The sequence below is a fragment of the Streptomyces sp. NPDC028910 genome (assembly GCF_055564955.1).
Genome location: NZ_JBVHVF010000016.1, coordinates 37,083 through 50,684 on the forward strand (window position 1 = coordinate 37,083; position 13,602 = coordinate 50,684).

Sequence of the window (13,602 nt, forward strand, 5' to 3'; positions counted from 1 at the left end):
TCATCCGTTCGCTGGCGTGGTCAGACCGGAAGGGCCCAGGCCTGGTCGACCCGGTGGTCGCCGCAGGGGGCCAGCCGCAGCCGCTCGGCCGGGGCGTCGGGAGTGGCGACGGCGGCCGGGGCCGTCAGGCACAGCCCGCTCGCCTCCTCCACGAGGGCACCGTCGCGGCGGGGATGCCAGCTCTGGCCGGGCTGCTGAGCCTGCGGAGGCGCGCAGTCGGCCAGCTCCACCAGGCCGTTCTCGCCCGCCGACAGGCATTCGCCGGCCATCCGCACGCTCGCGTCGTCGCCCAGGACCCAGCGCTGGTCGGGGGCTCCGGTGCAGGTCGCCATCACGACCGCGCCGACCCCCGTGGTGTTGGCCCCGTCGGCACACCGGACTCCGTCCCCGACGATCTGCCCGGTCGGCGCGGCCTCGGCGCAGCCGCGCGGGCTGAGCCGCCAGACCGCCGTGTCGTGCCCGGCCAGCTTCCCGGTCAGCGTGTCGGAGACCGCACGGCGTGCCCCGCTCCACAGGTCCTGGGCGTCGGCCGTGCAGTCGGTCAGTCCGATCTCGTCGAGCGGCACGCTGATGTCCCGGGTGTCGGCCGACCGGTTGAGCACGGCCACCGCCCGGTCGCCGTTCGCGAGCGGCCGGACCAGGATCTCGAAGGTGGCGTTGGAGGAGACCACGGCGCCCTGACGGCCCATCGGGTCCTGGTCCAGCTCGATCATCCGGGTGTTCCCGAGGGCCGCGAGTCCCTCGGGGGTGAGCTTGGAGACCTCGGAGGACAGGATGAAGGGGGCCGCCATCATGGCCCAGAGGGCGACCTGGCTGCGGCTCTCGGCGGCCGTGAGCCCGGGGGCGCCGGCGATGAGGAAGTCGGGGTCGTTCCAGTTGCCCGGCCCCGCGTACCGGCCGAGCCACCGGTTGTAGCCGTAGTTGCCCATCACCGAGCTCCACCGGGAGGCGGTGGGCGTGGCCGGGTTGTAGACCTTGATGTCGCGGCCCTCGCGCCACAGCTGCCCGGTCTCGCCGACCCAGCCGAGGACCTTGTGCCAGTCGGGGCTGCCCCACTCACCGTGCTGGAAGTATGCGGGGGCGGAGGCCGACAGGACCATGTCACGGCCGCTGGTCCGAAGGGCGTTCGCGACGGCGGTGTACGCGTCCCGGTAGGCCTGCTCCTTGGTCCTGCCCTCCGGCACCCACAGGTTGCAGCCGTCCATCTTGACGTAGTCGACGTTCCAGGAGGCGAACTGCCGGGCGTCCTGTGCGTAGTGGTCCGCGCCGCCGCCCGCGGGGGCACCGCTGCCGGGGTATTTCTCGCAGGTGAGGGAGCCGGCGTCCTGGTAGATGCCGAACTTCAGGCCCTTGGCGTGCAGGTACTCGCCGAGCCAGGCCATGCCGTGCGGGAACTTCGCCTTGTCGACGACCAGATTGCCCTCGGCGTCCCGGCTCTTGGTCATCCAGCAGTCGTCGACGGTCACCGTGTCGTAGCCCTTGGCGGCGAGCCCGGTCGACACGAGCGCGTCGGCGTTGGCGACCACCTTGGCCTCGTCGACGTCGCACATGTAATGCGCCCAGTTGTTCCAGCCCATGGGAGGGGTGAGCGCGAGCGGGGTGTCCGAGGTCGCCCGGGGCTCCGCCGCCACCGGGGCGGGGGAGAGCGCGAGGGCGAACAGGGCGGCCGCGGTCAGGCAGGGGAGCGTTGCACGCAGGCGAAGCGGCACGGAGTCTCCTTGACGTGGGGTCAGTCGTGCGCCCAGTGCAGCGATGTGACTACCGACTGTCAACATAAGTCGCTGACTGTCGGCCAATGACCAGCAATATGGCTGCAATCGATGTCACACGAACGAGTCGGTGCACGGTGTGCAATGGCCTCCGAGGTGGCGTATGTGACGCTGTATGTTACGGTGTATCTCATGCCGAGAAGCTCAGCCGCCCTGGACCGCGCGACCCCCGAGGCCATCGCCGTCGCCGCCCTGCGGATCCTCGACGAGGAGGGGCCGGCACGCCTGAGCTTCCGCACCCTCGCCGACCGGCTCGACGTCTCCCATGCCACCGTGCAGCGCCGATGCGCCGACCTCGCCGGGCTCCTCGACCTCTGCACCGAGCACCTGGCCGCGCAGCTCCCGGAGATTCCCGCCGGCACGGACTGGGCGCGGGCCACCGAGGAGCGGTTCCGTGCGCTGTACCGGCTGCTCACCGCCCACCCGGGCCTGCTGGTGCTGCGTGGCGGCCGGCCCTGGCTCGGGCGGCAGTTGCTCGCCCGGCTCGTCGAGCCCGCCCTCGCGGACAGCGTGGCCGCGGGAATGACCCCCGCCGAGGCCATGACCGTCTACCGCCGCATGTACCTGCTGACCCTGGGCAGCGCGGCCTTCGTCGACCACCGGGATCCGGCCGGGGCCACCGCCGCCTCCAGGGCGGCCCTGGCCGCGCTGGATCCTGAGCGGTTCCCCGTGCTCTGCGGCGCACTGCCCGACGTACTGCCCGCCCTGACGGACCACGAGGTGTACTACGGCGCCCTGCGCCAGCTGATCGAGGCCGCCCGGCCTGCCCCGCCCGCCCGGCCCACCACCTGATGGGGAGACCGACCATGGAACCGGCACAGCAGCTCGACTACGCCGCCGTGCGCGCCGCCGCCGCCCGGATCGCCGGCGGGATACGCCCCGTCACGGTGGCGCCCGCCGCCGAGGGCGTCTGGTACGCGCTGGAACACCTCCAGCACACCGGCAGCTTCAAGGCGCGCGGCGCCCGCAACTTCCTCGCCGCCCACCACGAGGCCGGCGCCCTCCCGGCCGCGGGCGTCACCATCGCCTCCGGGGGCAACGCCGGGCTCGCCTGCGCCTGGGCGGCCCGCGCGCTGTCCGTTCCCGCGACGGTGTTCCTGCCCGCCAACGCCCCGCGCGTGAAGGTGGAGCGCTTGCGCGGATACGGGGCCGAGGTACGGCTCGTCGGCGACCGGTACGCCGAAGCGCTGGCCGCCTGCGAGGAGTTCGCCGCCGAGAGCGGGGCCCTCAGCAGCCATGCCTACGACCACCCGCTCATCGCGGCGGGCGCCGGGACGCTGCTCGACGAGATCCGGGCCGCCCTGCCCGCACTGGACACCGTGGTCGTCGCGGTCGGCGGCGGCGGACTGTTCGCCGGGGTCGCCACCGCCGCGCGCGAGCACGGCGTACAGGTGATCGCGGCCGAGCCGGAGAACTGCCGGGCCCTGAACGCGGCCCTGGAGGCGGGCCGGGTCGTGGACGTGGCCGTGGAGTCCGTGGCCGCCGACTCCCTGGGGGCCACCCGGGTCTCGGCGGACGCGCTCGTCGCCGCGCAGGAGAAGAACGTACGGTCGGTCCTCGTGCCCGACTCGGCGATCACGGCCGCCCGGCGAGCCCTGTGGGAGGAGCACCGGATCGTGGTCGAGGCGGGTGCGGCCACCGCCCTGGCGGCGTTGCGTGGTGCGCCGGAGCCGCTGGGTGCGCGGGTCGCCGTCATCCTCTGCGGGGCCAACACGGACCCCCGGGACCTGGTGACGCCCGGGGCCTGAGCCCTGCCGGCCGCCGGAGCCGGCCGCCGGCTCTCAGTCTTCGTCCTCGCCCTCGCGGACGACCACGACCGTGCTGGTGGCGTACTGCACGACCTGCTGACTCACCGATCCCAGCAGTGCGCCCTTGAAACCGCCGTACCCCCGCGTGCCGACCACCGTCAGGTCCGCCTCCTTCGAGGCGTCGACCAGGACCTGCGCCGGGGACCCCCGCTCGACGCGACGGAACACCGGCACCCCGGGCGAGGTGCCGACCGCCGCGGCGACGGTGTCCGCCAGCTTCCGCCGGGCCGCCTCCTCGGCCGTCGCCGCCTCCTCGTCGGAGAGCCGGGCGGCGGCCGCGCCGACAGCGAACGGATCGCGGTTCCACTCCCAGGCCATGACGGCGTGCACCCGGCCGCTGATCATCCCGGCCTGCGCGACCGCCCAGCGCAGAGCCTCCTTGGAATGGTTCGAACCGTCCACGCCGACGACGATCAGCGGCTCGATGGTGTGCTCACTCACGAGGGTTCCTCTCGTTTCCGCCCGAATAGTCGATCTCGTCCATATATACCCGGAGCGGGCAGTCCGACCTGGAGCGACGATCGTCGCGACGGCCGACGACTCTCGTAACCGGTGATCGGGCCCGGCGTTGGACCGGAGGCGCGCCTCATCGTGGGGCCGGGAAGAATGCTCCGTCATGCCCGTCATGGGGGCGCAGCTGCCTCGGCCCGTGCGCCGTGCCACTGTGGTGCCATGACCATCGAGGTTCGCCCGGCTTCCGTCTTCGGGGACGTCCGTACCCTGCTGGGCCCCAAGTCGCCGGAAGCCAATGTCTGCTGGTGCCTGAGCTACCGGATCCCGTCCAAGCTCAACAACGAGCTGCGCGGGCCGGCCCGAGGTGAGTACGTCGCCGAGCTGTGCCGGGCGGATCCCCCTCCGGGGGTGATCGCCTACGACGGCGACGAGCCGGTCGGCTGGGCCGCCGTGGCGCCGCGCGCGGACACCTCCTTCGCGCGCAGCCGGAAGATCCCGCACGTCGACGACCTCCCGGTCTGGTCGCTGTGGTGCATCCGCGTACGCCCCGGCCACCGGAAGAAGGGGATCTCCCACGCCCTCATCGCCGGCGCCGTCGAATTCGCCCGCGCCCACGGCGCACCGGCGATCGAGGCCTACCCCCTCGACAACGGTGACGCCAGGGTCGACATGACGATGGCGTACGCCGGGCTCCGGAAGAACTTCGAACGCGCCGGCTTCGTCCACGCCGCCGACACCACCTCGGTGCTGGCCGGTCATCCCCGGGTCCTGATGCGGCTCGACCTGCGCTGACAGACGCGGGAAAGGGCCGGCCCGGCGCTCTTGGCGCCGGGCCGGCCCTTCCGGGTGCCGAAGCTTCCGCTCGGTGGGGCCGGTCAGTCCGTGCCGAACTCCATCGCGGCGCGGTCCAGCATCTCGTCGTCACCGGCGACCTCGCCGCGGGAGGCGATGGCCTCGGCGCCGCCCTCCTGCAGGGTGCCGATCAGCCCGGTCGCGGCCGCCTGGGCGGCGCCGATCGCGGGGTGGCCGGTGCCGATCAGGCCGAGCCCGGCGTACTGCTCCAGCTTGGCGCGCGAGTCGGCGATGTCGAGGTTGCGCATGGTGAGCTGGCCGATCCGGTCCACCGGGCCGAACGCCGAGTCCTCGGTGCGCTCCATGGACAGCTTGTCCGGGTGGTAGCTGAACGCCGGGCCCGTGGTGTCGAGGAGCGAGTAGTCCTCACCGCGCCGCAGCCGCAGCGTCACCTCGCCGGTGACGGCCGCGCCGACCCACCGCTGCAACGACTCGCGCACCATCAGCGCCTGCGGGTCCAGCCAGCGGCCCTCGTACATCAGCCGGCCGAGGCGCCGTCCCTCGTTGTGGTACTGGGCGAGGGTGTCCTCGTTGTGGATCGCGTTCACCAGGCGCTCGTACGCCGCGTGCAGCAGGGCCATGCCGGGCGCCTCGTAGATGCCGCGGCTCTTGGCCTCGATGATCCGGTTCTCGATCTGGTCCGACATGCCCATGCCGTGCCGGCCGCCGATGGCGTTCGCCTCCATGACCAGGTCGACGGGGGAGGTGAACTCCTTGCCGTTGATCGTCACCGGGCGGCCCTGGTCGAAGCCGATCGTCACGTCCTCGGTGGCGATCTCGACCGTGGGGTCCCAGAACCGCACGCCCATGATCGGCTCGACGGTCTCCACGCCGGTGTCCAGGTGCTCCAGGGTCTTGGCCTCGTGGGTGGCGCCCCAGATGTTGGCGTCGGTGGAGTACGCCTTCTCCGTGCTGTCGCGGTAGGGCAGGTCGTGGGCGAGCAGCCACTCAGACATTTCCTTGCGGCCGCCGAGCTCGGTCACGAAGTCCGCGTCCAGCCAGGGCTTGTAGATCCGCAGGTGCGGGTTGGCGAGCAGGCCGTACCGGTAGAACCGCTCGATGTCGTTGCCCTTGAAGGTCGAGCCGTCACCCCAGATCTGTACGTCGTCCTCGAGCATCGCCCGGACCAGGAGGGTGCCCGTGACGGCGCGGCCGAGCGGCGTGGTGTTGAAGTAGGCACGCCCGCCCGAGCGGATGTGGAACGCCCCGCACGCGAGGGCGGCCAGACCTTCCTCGACCAGCGCCGCACGGCAGTCGACCAGGCGCGCGATCTCGGCACCGTAGGCCTTCGCGCGACCGGGCACCGAGCCGATGTCGGGCTCGTCGTACTGGCCGATGTCGGCCGTGTAGGTACACGGGACGGCGCCCTTGTCGCGCATCCACGCGACCGCGACCGAGGTGTCGAGGCCGCCCGAGAAGGCGATGCCGACGCGCTCGCCGGCGGGCAGGGAGGTGAGGACCTTAGACATAGGAAGAGTATGCATAATTCCGCATGGTCATGCAACGCGGGTCCAGGTCCAGGGTTCAGGAAGGCCGCGACCCGGCCGTCTCGGAAAGGGCCTCACGGGTGGAGCTGATGCAGAAGGGCTGGCCGGAGGGGTCGAGCACGACGGTCCAGTGGACCCCGCCCGGCTGGTGGTCCGGTCGGGTGGCGCCCAGTTCCAGCAGGCGCTCCTCGGCGGCCCGGGCATCGTCGAGGGCCTGACCCACCGCGCGGTCGCCGAAGCGGCCAGACGACCTCATCACCGCCGCCCTGCGTCGCCCCGCGCTGCGTCCGATCGCGGACCAGTACACCGAGCGGACCGTCGAAGCCCTGACCCCCCATCCCACGCTTTCACCCCCTGCGGGTAAAGCGCATTAGTGCGGGCCTCCCCGAACCGTCGATAAGAAGTCAACCTTGACGGGCAGCCAGCTTCGTTATCGAATCGATACCATGCTCAATTGCCTTTGGACTAAAGCGCATTAGTGCAGATCAGGCTGGCGGAGATCAGTGCCCCATGGGTGCTCCTGGCCCTGCGGCGCCATTCGGCACCTATGCACCGCCAGCCAGCGCGCCCCCTGCCTCATTGACGAGTTCTTGCTTTGGGACAACGGTGGGCACCGCCTCCGGCAAAGAGGCCGGACTTCTGCGAAGGCGGCGACGATGACCCGTTCGATCCCGACCCGTGGTGCTCTGGCCACGCTGGTGGCCGGCGCCCTCCTGTCCACCGCCGCGTGCGGACTGAGCGGGGGCGCCGGTGACGCGAAGGACGCGGAGAGGACGGGCAGGGTGGCCGGTGAGATCAGCTTCCGGACCCTCCAGTTGAAGCCCACCTTCACGGCCTACGTGCAGGGAGTCATCGACGCCTTCGAGAAGGAGTACCCCGAGGTCAAAGTCAAGTGGGAGGACGTGCCCGGCGACGGCTACAACGAGAAGCTCGTCGCGGACGCCCAGGCCGGAGCCCTCCCGGACGTGGTCAACCTCTCCACCGACTCCTTCCAGCTCCTCGGCGACCGCGGCATGCTCGCCGACGTCGCCAAGCTCGACGGGGGAGTGGCCAAGGAGTACGTCCCGGGCGCCTGGGAGCAGTTCAAACTGCCCGGCAAGGGCGACAGCGTGTACGCGTATCCCTGGTACGTGACCCCGGAGATCCTCACCTACAACAGAGAGCTGTTCGAGAAGGCCGGCCTGGACCCGGCCCAGCCGCCGACCAGCGTCGAGCAGTTCTTCGACTACGCCGAGCAGATCGCCGCCACGTCCGGTGGCCAGTACTCCGCCTTCATGGCCGACCCCAAGGGGCGGCTGCCCGGGGACTGGCAGAAGATGGGCGTCCCGATCCTCAGCGAGAAGCAGGACCGGTTCACCTTCGACACCGACCAGGCCGTCGCGTGGGTGGAGCGGATGAAGGACCTGTACGCCAAGGGCGCCATGCCCAGGGAATCCCTCCTCACGTCCGCCGACATCAATCAGCTCTACGGCGGCGGCAAGATCGTCTTCGGCCCCGGCTCCCCCGGCTTCGTCAAGGACATCAAGCAGAACGCCCCGCAGGTCTACGCGAAGACCCAGGTCGCGGGAGCCGTCACCGGCAAGCTGGGCCACATCGGCATTTACGCCCAGTCGCTCGGCATCAAGAAGGACACCAAGCACCTCGACGCGGCCGCCGAGTTCGCGAAGTGGGTCACCAACGGCCCCAACCAGGTGGAGTTCTCCAGGAAGGCCACCATCTACCCCTCCAACGCCCGAGGCCTCGCCGACCCGTTCTTCTCGGACAAGGGCGACGGCAAGGACGCGGAGACCCTCGCCCGCGCGGTCGGCGCCGACCAGTTGAAGACCGCCGCGCTCGACGCCAACACCCCCGTCCAGTGGACCAATCAGGTCGGAGACGCCGTCGTACGTGAGGTGCAGAAGGCCATCAAGGGTGAGCAGGACGCCCGGACGGCGGTGAAGAAGGCCGAGGAAGCGGCGAACAAGCTCCTCGCCCACGCGGCCGAGAAGTGACCGGCGGCGGCGCCACGGAGGCGGTGGACGCCACGGAGGCGGTGGACGTCGCCACGGGGCAGCGGCGGCGCCGCAGAGCGGCGCGACGGGCCATGGAAGCCGACACGGGACTGGTCCACCGCAGGTGGTGGACCCCCTACCTCTTCCTCGCCCCCGGCCTGGTGATGGTGACGCTGTTCAGCCTCTGGCCGTTCGTCAACACCGTCATCCTCTCCCTCACCGATGCCCAGATCCTGCGCGGCGGCACCTTCGTGGGCCTCGACAACTACCGGCGCGCCTTCGCCGACCCCGACTTCTGGGTCGCGACGGTCAACAGCGTGCTGTACCTCGTGGTCGTCGTACCGTGCCTGGTCCTGCTGCCGCTGGCCCTCGCGGTCCTCGTCCAGACCAGGATCCCCGGCATCGGACTCTTCCGGTCCGCCTTCTACACCCCGGTGATCGCCTCCGCCGTGGTCGTGGGGTTGATCTGGCAGTGGGTGCTGCGCAGCGACGGCCTCGTCAACACCGTCTTCCAGAGGCTGAACCTCGTCTCCGAGCCGATCCCGTTCCTGACGGACAGCACGATGCTGCTGGTCTCCGCGATGATCGTGACCGTGTGGAAGGGCCTCGGCTACTACATGGTCTTCTACCTGGCGGCCCTCGGGAACGTCTCCACCTCCCTCTACGAGGCGGCCGCGATCGACGGCGCCGGCCCCGTCCGCCGCTTCTTCAGCATCACCATCCCCCAGGTGAAGCCGATGATGCTGCTGGTCGGCACCCTCTCGGCCATCTCGGCGCTGCGCGTCTTCACCGAGATCTACATCCTCGGCGGCGAGAGCGGCGGCTCCGGCGGCGGCGCCCGCACCCTGCCCTTCCTGATCCGGCAGGTCGGCCTCGGCTTCTCCGGCGAGACCGGCTACGCCTCCGCCATCTCCATCCTGTTGTTCCTGCTGACGCTGGTCTTCAGCCTGCTGGGCCGCCGTCTGTCGAAGGGGGACGAGAGGTGAGCACCGAGTCCACCGAGTCCACCGAGTCCACCGAGTCCACCGAGTCCACCGTGTCCACCCGGGACCGCGACGGCGTCACCACCCGGCGCGCCGATGCCGCCCGCAGGCGCCGCCGGACCGGTCTCGCCGGTCGGTACGCCACGCTGCTCCTGATGCTCGTGGTCATGCTCGGCCCGATCGTCTGGCAGTTCCTGACCTCGATCCGCGGCCGTACCGAGAACGTGTACGACGGCATGCTGCCCTCGCAGCCCACGCTCGACAACTACGTCCGGGTCGCGGAGTCCTTCCCGCTGCTCCACTACGTCGGCAACACCCTCATCGTCGCGGTCCTCGCGATCACCTCGAACATGCTCTTCGCGGCGATGGGCGGATACGCCCTCTCCCGGGCCGCCTGGAAGGGTCGCCAGGTCGTCTTCACCGTGCTGGTGGCCACCCTGATGTTCCCTTTCGAGTCCGTCATGATCTCGATGTTCCTCACGGTCCGCGAGATGGGCCTGGTCGACACCCTCATCGGTGTCTGGCTCCCCGGCGCGGTCTCCGTCCTCAACATCATGATCATGCGGGCGGCCTTCCTCGCCGTGCCCAAGGAGGTCGAGGAGGCGGCCGTCCTCGACGGGGCGGGCGAGTGGACCCGCTTCACGCGGGTCTTCCTCCCCGCCGCCAAGGGCGCCCTGGCCGTCGTCTGCATCACCAGCTTCATGGGTGCCTGGGACGACTTCCTCTGGCCCCTGCTGGTCCTCACCAACAGCGACAACTACACCCTGCAACTCGGCCTGAAGACCCTGGCCGGCGCCACGACCGTCAACGACCAGCGACTCATCGCCGCCGGCGCGATGGCCGCGCTCATCCCGATGATGCTCCTCTTCTTCGCCCTCCAGCGTTTCTTCTTCCAGGGCGTGGGCGAGGGAGCCGTCAAGACCTGAGCCGCCCCCGTCCGCCGCCCGTACCGACCACCCCTCCCTGGAGCAGCCGTCATGCACGACGACCGCAGCATCACCGAACACCGCCTCCGCCGGGTTCTCAAGGAGCGCGTCAAGCCCGCCGTCCACTCCCACCCGATCCCGCTGACCGTCGAGCGCTGGGAGGCCCCGGGCGAGCCCGTCCCCGTCGCCGAAGGCCTGGCGGCCGCCTACGAGCCCTGCGCGATCGGCGACCCGTGGGGGCCGGCCTGGGGCACCACCTGGTTCAAGGTCACCGGCACGGTCCCCGCCGAGTGGGCCGGCCGTACGGTGGAAGCCGTCCTCGACCTCGGCTTCGACCGGATGATGCCCGGCTTCCAGTGCGAGGGCCTGGTCCACCGCGCCGACGGCGGCGAGATCAAGGCGCTCAACCCGTACAACGACTGGGTGCGCGTGGCCGACCGCGCCGAGGGCGGCGAGCGCGTCGAGTGGTACGTCGAGGCCGCCTCCAACCCGGTCCTGGCCGAGCACGCGGTCACGTACGAGGGGGACCGGCAGACCAGCGGTGACCAGCCCCTGTACCGGCTCGCCCGGATGGACCTCACCGTCTTCGAGACCGAGGTCTGGGAGCTGGTCCAGGACCTGGAGGTCCTCTACGACCTGATGACGCAGCTCGACGGCGAGGACGCCCGCCGGTACGAGATCCTGCGCGCCATCGGCGCGGCGCTGGACGCGCTCGACCTCGGCGACGTGCCCGGCACGGCGGCCGACGCCCGCGCGTGCCTGACCCGGGTGCTCGCCGCCCCGGCCAACGCCTCCGCGCACCGGATCAGCGCGGTCGGCCACGCCCACATCGACTCCGCGTGGCTGTGGCCGCTGCGCGAGACGGTGCGCAAGGTCTCGCGCACCGCGTCCAACATGGTCAACCTGATGGACGAACACCCCGAGTTCATCTTCGCGATGTCGCAGGCGCAGCAGCTCGACTGGATCAAGATCCACCGGCCCGAGCTCTTCGAGCGGGTCAAGAAGAAGATCGCGGACGGGCAGTTCGTGCCGGTCGGCGGCATGTGGGTGGAGTCCGACACCAACATGGTCGGCGGCGAGGCCATGGCCCGCCAGTTCCTCTACGGCAAGAAGTTCTTCCTCGACGAGTTCGGCATCGAGACCCACAACGTCTGGCTGCCCGACTCCTTCGGCTACACCGCCGCGCTGCCGCAGATCGTCAAGCTCTCCGGCTCCCGGTGGTTCCTGACCCAGAAGATCTCCTGGTCCCAGGTCAACACGTTCCCCCACCACACCTTCTGGTGGGAGGGCATCGACGGCACCCGCGTCTTCACGCACTTCCCGCCCGTCGACACCTACAACTCCGACCTCGGCGGGGCCCAGATGGCGCACGCCGCCCGCAACTACCGTGAGAAGGGCCGGGCTTCACGCTCGCTGACCCCCTTCGGCTGGGGTGACGGCGGCGGCGGACCCACCCGCGAACACCTCGCCCGCGCCCGGCGGCAGCGGGACCTGGAAGGCTCACCGAAGGTCCGGATCGAGCGGCCCGACGCCTTCTTCGAGAAGGCCCACGCCGAGTACGAGGACGCTCCCGTGTGGGCCGGCGAGCTCTACCTGGAACTGCACCGCGGCACCTACACCTCCCAGGCCAAGACGAAGCAGGGCAACCGGCGCAGCGAATCGCTGCTGCGCGAAGCGGAGTTGTGGGCGGCCACCGCCGCCGTGCGGGTGCCGGGGTACGCGTACCCGTACGAGGACCTGGAGCGGATCTGGAAGACGGTGCTCCTGCACCAGTTCCACGACATCCTGCCGGGCTCCTCCATCGCCTGGGTGCACCGCGAGGCGCGCGAGACGTACCGAGCGGTACGCGAGGAGCTCCAGGGGATCACCCTCGCCGCGCAGCGGGCCCTGGCGGGGGAGGGCGCCGAGGAGCTGGTCTTCAACTGCGCCCCGCACGCCCGGCGCGGCATCCCGGCCGGCGGAGCGGGCCGCCCGGCGGGGGCCGGGGAGCCGGTCACGGTGGAGGAGCGGCACGGCGGCGGACACGTCGTGGCCAACGGCCGGCTGCTGGTGGAGGTCGACGGCCGAGGGCTGATCGTGTCCGTCTACGACCTGGAGGCGCGCCGCGAGTCGCTCGCCCCGGGGACCGCGGCGAACCTGCTCCAGATCCACCCCGACTTCCCGAACATGTGGGACGCGTGGGACATCGACGAGTTCTACCGCAACAAGGTCACGGACCTGGTGGAGCTGGACGGGCTGGAGGTCGTCGAGAGCGGCCCGGGGGCGGCGACCGTACGCGTGACCCGTTCCTTCGGGCAGTCGAAGGCGGTCCAGCACGTCACCCTGCGGGCCGGCGCCAGGACGGTCGACCTCGTCACGGACGTGGACTGGCACGAGACGGAGAAGTTCCTCAAGGCCGCGTTTCCGCTGGACGTGAAGGCGGAACGGACGGCCTCGGAGACCCAGTTCGGGCACGTCCACCGGGCCACCCACACCAACACCTCCTGGGAGGCGGCCAAGTTCGAGATCTGCGCCCACCGCTGGATTCACGCGGAAGAGCCAGGCTGGGGGATCGCGCTGCTCAACGACTCCACGTACGGGCATGACGTGACCCGCGACGTACGGGCCGACGGCGGCCAGACCACCACCGTCCGGCTCTCCCTGCTGCGGGCCCCGCGCTACCCCGACCCGGAGACCGACCAGGGCGCCCACACCCTGCGGTACTCGCTCGCACCCGGCGCGGGCATCGGGGACGCGGTCCGCGAGGGCCACGCGCTGAACCTGCCCGAGCGCACCCTGACCGGCGCGGGCCCGGTCGCCCCGCTCCTGGCGGTCGACAACGACGCGGTCGTCGTCGAGGCGGTCAAGCTCGCCGAGGACCGCGGTGGCGATGTGATCGTCCGCCTCTACGAGTCCCGGGGCGGCCGCGCCACGGCCACGCTCACGGCGGGCTTCCCGGTCACGGCGGCGGTGGAGAGCGATCTGCTCGAACGCCCCCTGGAGGGCGCCGCCGTAGGCGCTCCGGCGGCCGGCGGGACGATCGCGCTCACCCTGCGCCCGTTCCAGATCGTCACGGTCCGCCTCCGCCGCGCCTGATCGGCCCCAAGGGTCTGTCGTCAAGGCGCCCCGGCGGAGCCGAACATTCGGCCGAGGTGAGATCGAGCCGGAAGATGTGGGGCCGGCGGTGCCTGGGCGGCCACGGAACGTAGTTCCGGACACCTCGCGGTGCCCCGCCGTTACCGGCGGTCACGGCATCGCACTTGTGGATCTTGGCCCCGGAGATCAAGGAAATGGTTCGCCGAGGACAGTGGACGGACGCGCGAACGCGCTGGCCAGAGTGTGATCAAGTGCCTG

At 71.0% G+C, this 13,602-nt stretch carries 11 protein-coding genes; 7 read left to right on the forward strand and 4 right to left on the reverse strand.

Translation table 11 applies throughout. The annotated features are described in order from the left end of the window. Positions 1-20 precede the first annotated feature (20 nt). On the reverse strand, positions 21-1,709 hold the full coding sequence (locus ACZ4TV_RS20140) for a ricin-type beta-trefoil lectin domain protein (RefSeq protein ID WP_468136041.1): 1,689 nt from the start codon (positions 1,707-1,709) through the stop codon (positions 21-23). Positions 1,710-1,901: 192 nt separating this feature from the next. Here ACZ4TV_RS20140 and ACZ4TV_RS20145 point away from each other — a divergent pair, with 192 nt between their 5' ends. Both ACZ4TV_RS20145 and ACZ4TV_RS20150 read left to right on the forward strand, forming a co-directional pair. Next, positions 1,902-2,561 carry a TetR/AcrR family transcriptional regulator gene (locus ACZ4TV_RS20145; RefSeq protein WP_468136042.1) on the forward strand — a complete coding sequence of 220 codons (660 nt, stop codon included), beginning with the start codon at positions 1,902-1,904 and terminating at the stop codon, positions 2,559-2,561. Between the two features lie 14 nt (positions 2,562-2,575). Beyond that, entirely contained in the window at positions 2,576-3,517 is a 942-nt protein-coding gene (locus ACZ4TV_RS20150; protein ID WP_468136043.1) for a serine/threonine dehydratase, read from the forward strand. A gap of 33 nt (positions 3,518-3,550) precedes the next feature. Here the strand turns inward: ACZ4TV_RS20150 and ACZ4TV_RS20155 are convergent, their stop codons facing one another. Then, a complete protein-coding gene (locus ACZ4TV_RS20155; protein WP_468136044.1) occupies positions 3,551-4,018 on the reverse strand; it encodes a universal stress protein in 468 nt (155 codons plus the stop codon). Between the two features lie 231 nt (positions 4,019-4,249). Between ACZ4TV_RS20155 and ACZ4TV_RS20160 the strand changes: the two genes are divergently transcribed. Continuing rightward, on the forward strand, positions 4,250-4,822 hold the full coding sequence (locus ACZ4TV_RS20160) for a GNAT family N-acetyltransferase (RefSeq protein WP_468136045.1): 573 nt from the start codon (positions 4,250-4,252) through the stop codon (positions 4,820-4,822). A gap of 83 nt (positions 4,823-4,905) precedes the next feature. On the opposite strand, the gene argG is transcribed toward ACZ4TV_RS20160, so the two are convergent. Then, entirely contained in the window at positions 4,906-6,351 is a 1,446-nt protein-coding gene (gene argG, locus ACZ4TV_RS20165) for an argininosuccinate synthase (protein WP_468136046.1), read from the reverse strand. Positions 6,352-6,406: 55 nt separating this feature from the next. Continuing rightward, the gene (locus ACZ4TV_RS20170; protein WP_468136047.1) at positions 6,407-6,625 is read right to left on the reverse strand and encodes a VOC family protein; all 219 of its coding nucleotides are present in this window, start codon (positions 6,623-6,625) and stop codon (positions 6,407-6,409) included. 400 nt (positions 6,626-7,025) lie between these two features. Here ACZ4TV_RS20170 and ACZ4TV_RS20175 point away from each other — a divergent pair, with 400 nt between their 5' ends. The 4 genes from ACZ4TV_RS20175 to ACZ4TV_RS20190 all read left to right on the forward strand — a co-directional run bounded on the left by ACZ4TV_RS20175 (position 7,026) and on the right by ACZ4TV_RS20190 (position 13,344). Beyond that, positions 7,026-8,360 carry an ABC transporter substrate-binding protein gene (locus ACZ4TV_RS20175; RefSeq protein WP_468136048.1) on the forward strand — a complete coding sequence of 445 codons (1,335 nt, stop codon included), beginning with the start codon at positions 7,026-7,028 and terminating at the stop codon, positions 8,358-8,360. A 92-nt stretch (positions 8,361-8,452) separates the two neighbouring features. After that, complete coding sequence (locus ACZ4TV_RS20180) at positions 8,453-9,346, forward strand: carbohydrate ABC transporter permease (protein ID WP_468136145.1); 894 nt, start codon at positions 8,453-8,455, stop codon at positions 9,344-9,346. Beyond that, entirely contained in the window at positions 9,343-10,269 is a 927-nt protein-coding gene (locus ACZ4TV_RS20185) for a carbohydrate ABC transporter permease (RefSeq protein WP_468136049.1), read from the forward strand. Before ACZ4TV_RS20180 ends, ACZ4TV_RS20185 begins: the two co-directional genes overlap by 4 nt. A gap of 51 nt (positions 10,270-10,320) precedes the next feature. Beyond that, positions 10,321-13,344, forward strand: coding sequence for an alpha-mannosidase (locus ACZ4TV_RS20190; protein WP_468136050.1), 3,024 nt, complete (start codon positions 10,321-10,323; stop codon positions 13,342-13,344). Positions 13,345-13,602: the final 258 nt, after the last annotated feature.

What these genes read in the sequence shown, in the direction of transcription:
- ACZ4TV_RS20145 (WP_468136042.1), top strand. Translation starts at nt 1,902, where the DNA reads ATGCCGAGAAGCTCAGCCGCCCTGGACCGCGCGACCCCCGAGGCCATC.
- ACZ4TV_RS20150 (WP_468136043.1), top strand. Translation starts at nt 2,576, where the DNA reads ATGGAACCGGCACAGCAGCTCGACTACGCCGCCGTGCGCGCCGCCGCC.
- ACZ4TV_RS20160 (WP_468136045.1), top strand. Translation starts at nt 4,250, where the DNA reads ATGACCATCGAGGTTCGCCCGGCTTCCGTCTTCGGGGACGTCCGTACC.
- argG (WP_468136046.1), bottom strand. Translation starts at nt 6,351, where the DNA reads ATGTCTAAGGTCCTCACCTCCCTGCCCGCCGGCGAGCGCGTCGGCATC.
- ACZ4TV_RS20170 (WP_468136047.1), bottom strand. Translation starts at nt 6,625, where the DNA reads ATGAGGTCGTCTGGCCGCTTCGGCGACCGCGCGGTGGGTCAGGCCCTC.
- ACZ4TV_RS20175 (WP_468136048.1), top strand. Translation starts at nt 7,026, where the DNA reads ATGACCCGTTCGATCCCGACCCGTGGTGCTCTGGCCACGCTGGTGGCC.
- ACZ4TV_RS20180 (WP_468136145.1), top strand. Translation starts at nt 8,453, where the DNA reads ATGGAAGCCGACACGGGACTGGTCCACCGCAGGTGGTGGACCCCCTAC.
- ACZ4TV_RS20190 (WP_468136050.1), top strand. Translation starts at nt 10,321, where the DNA reads ATGCACGACGACCGCAGCATCACCGAACACCGCCTCCGCCGGGTTCTC.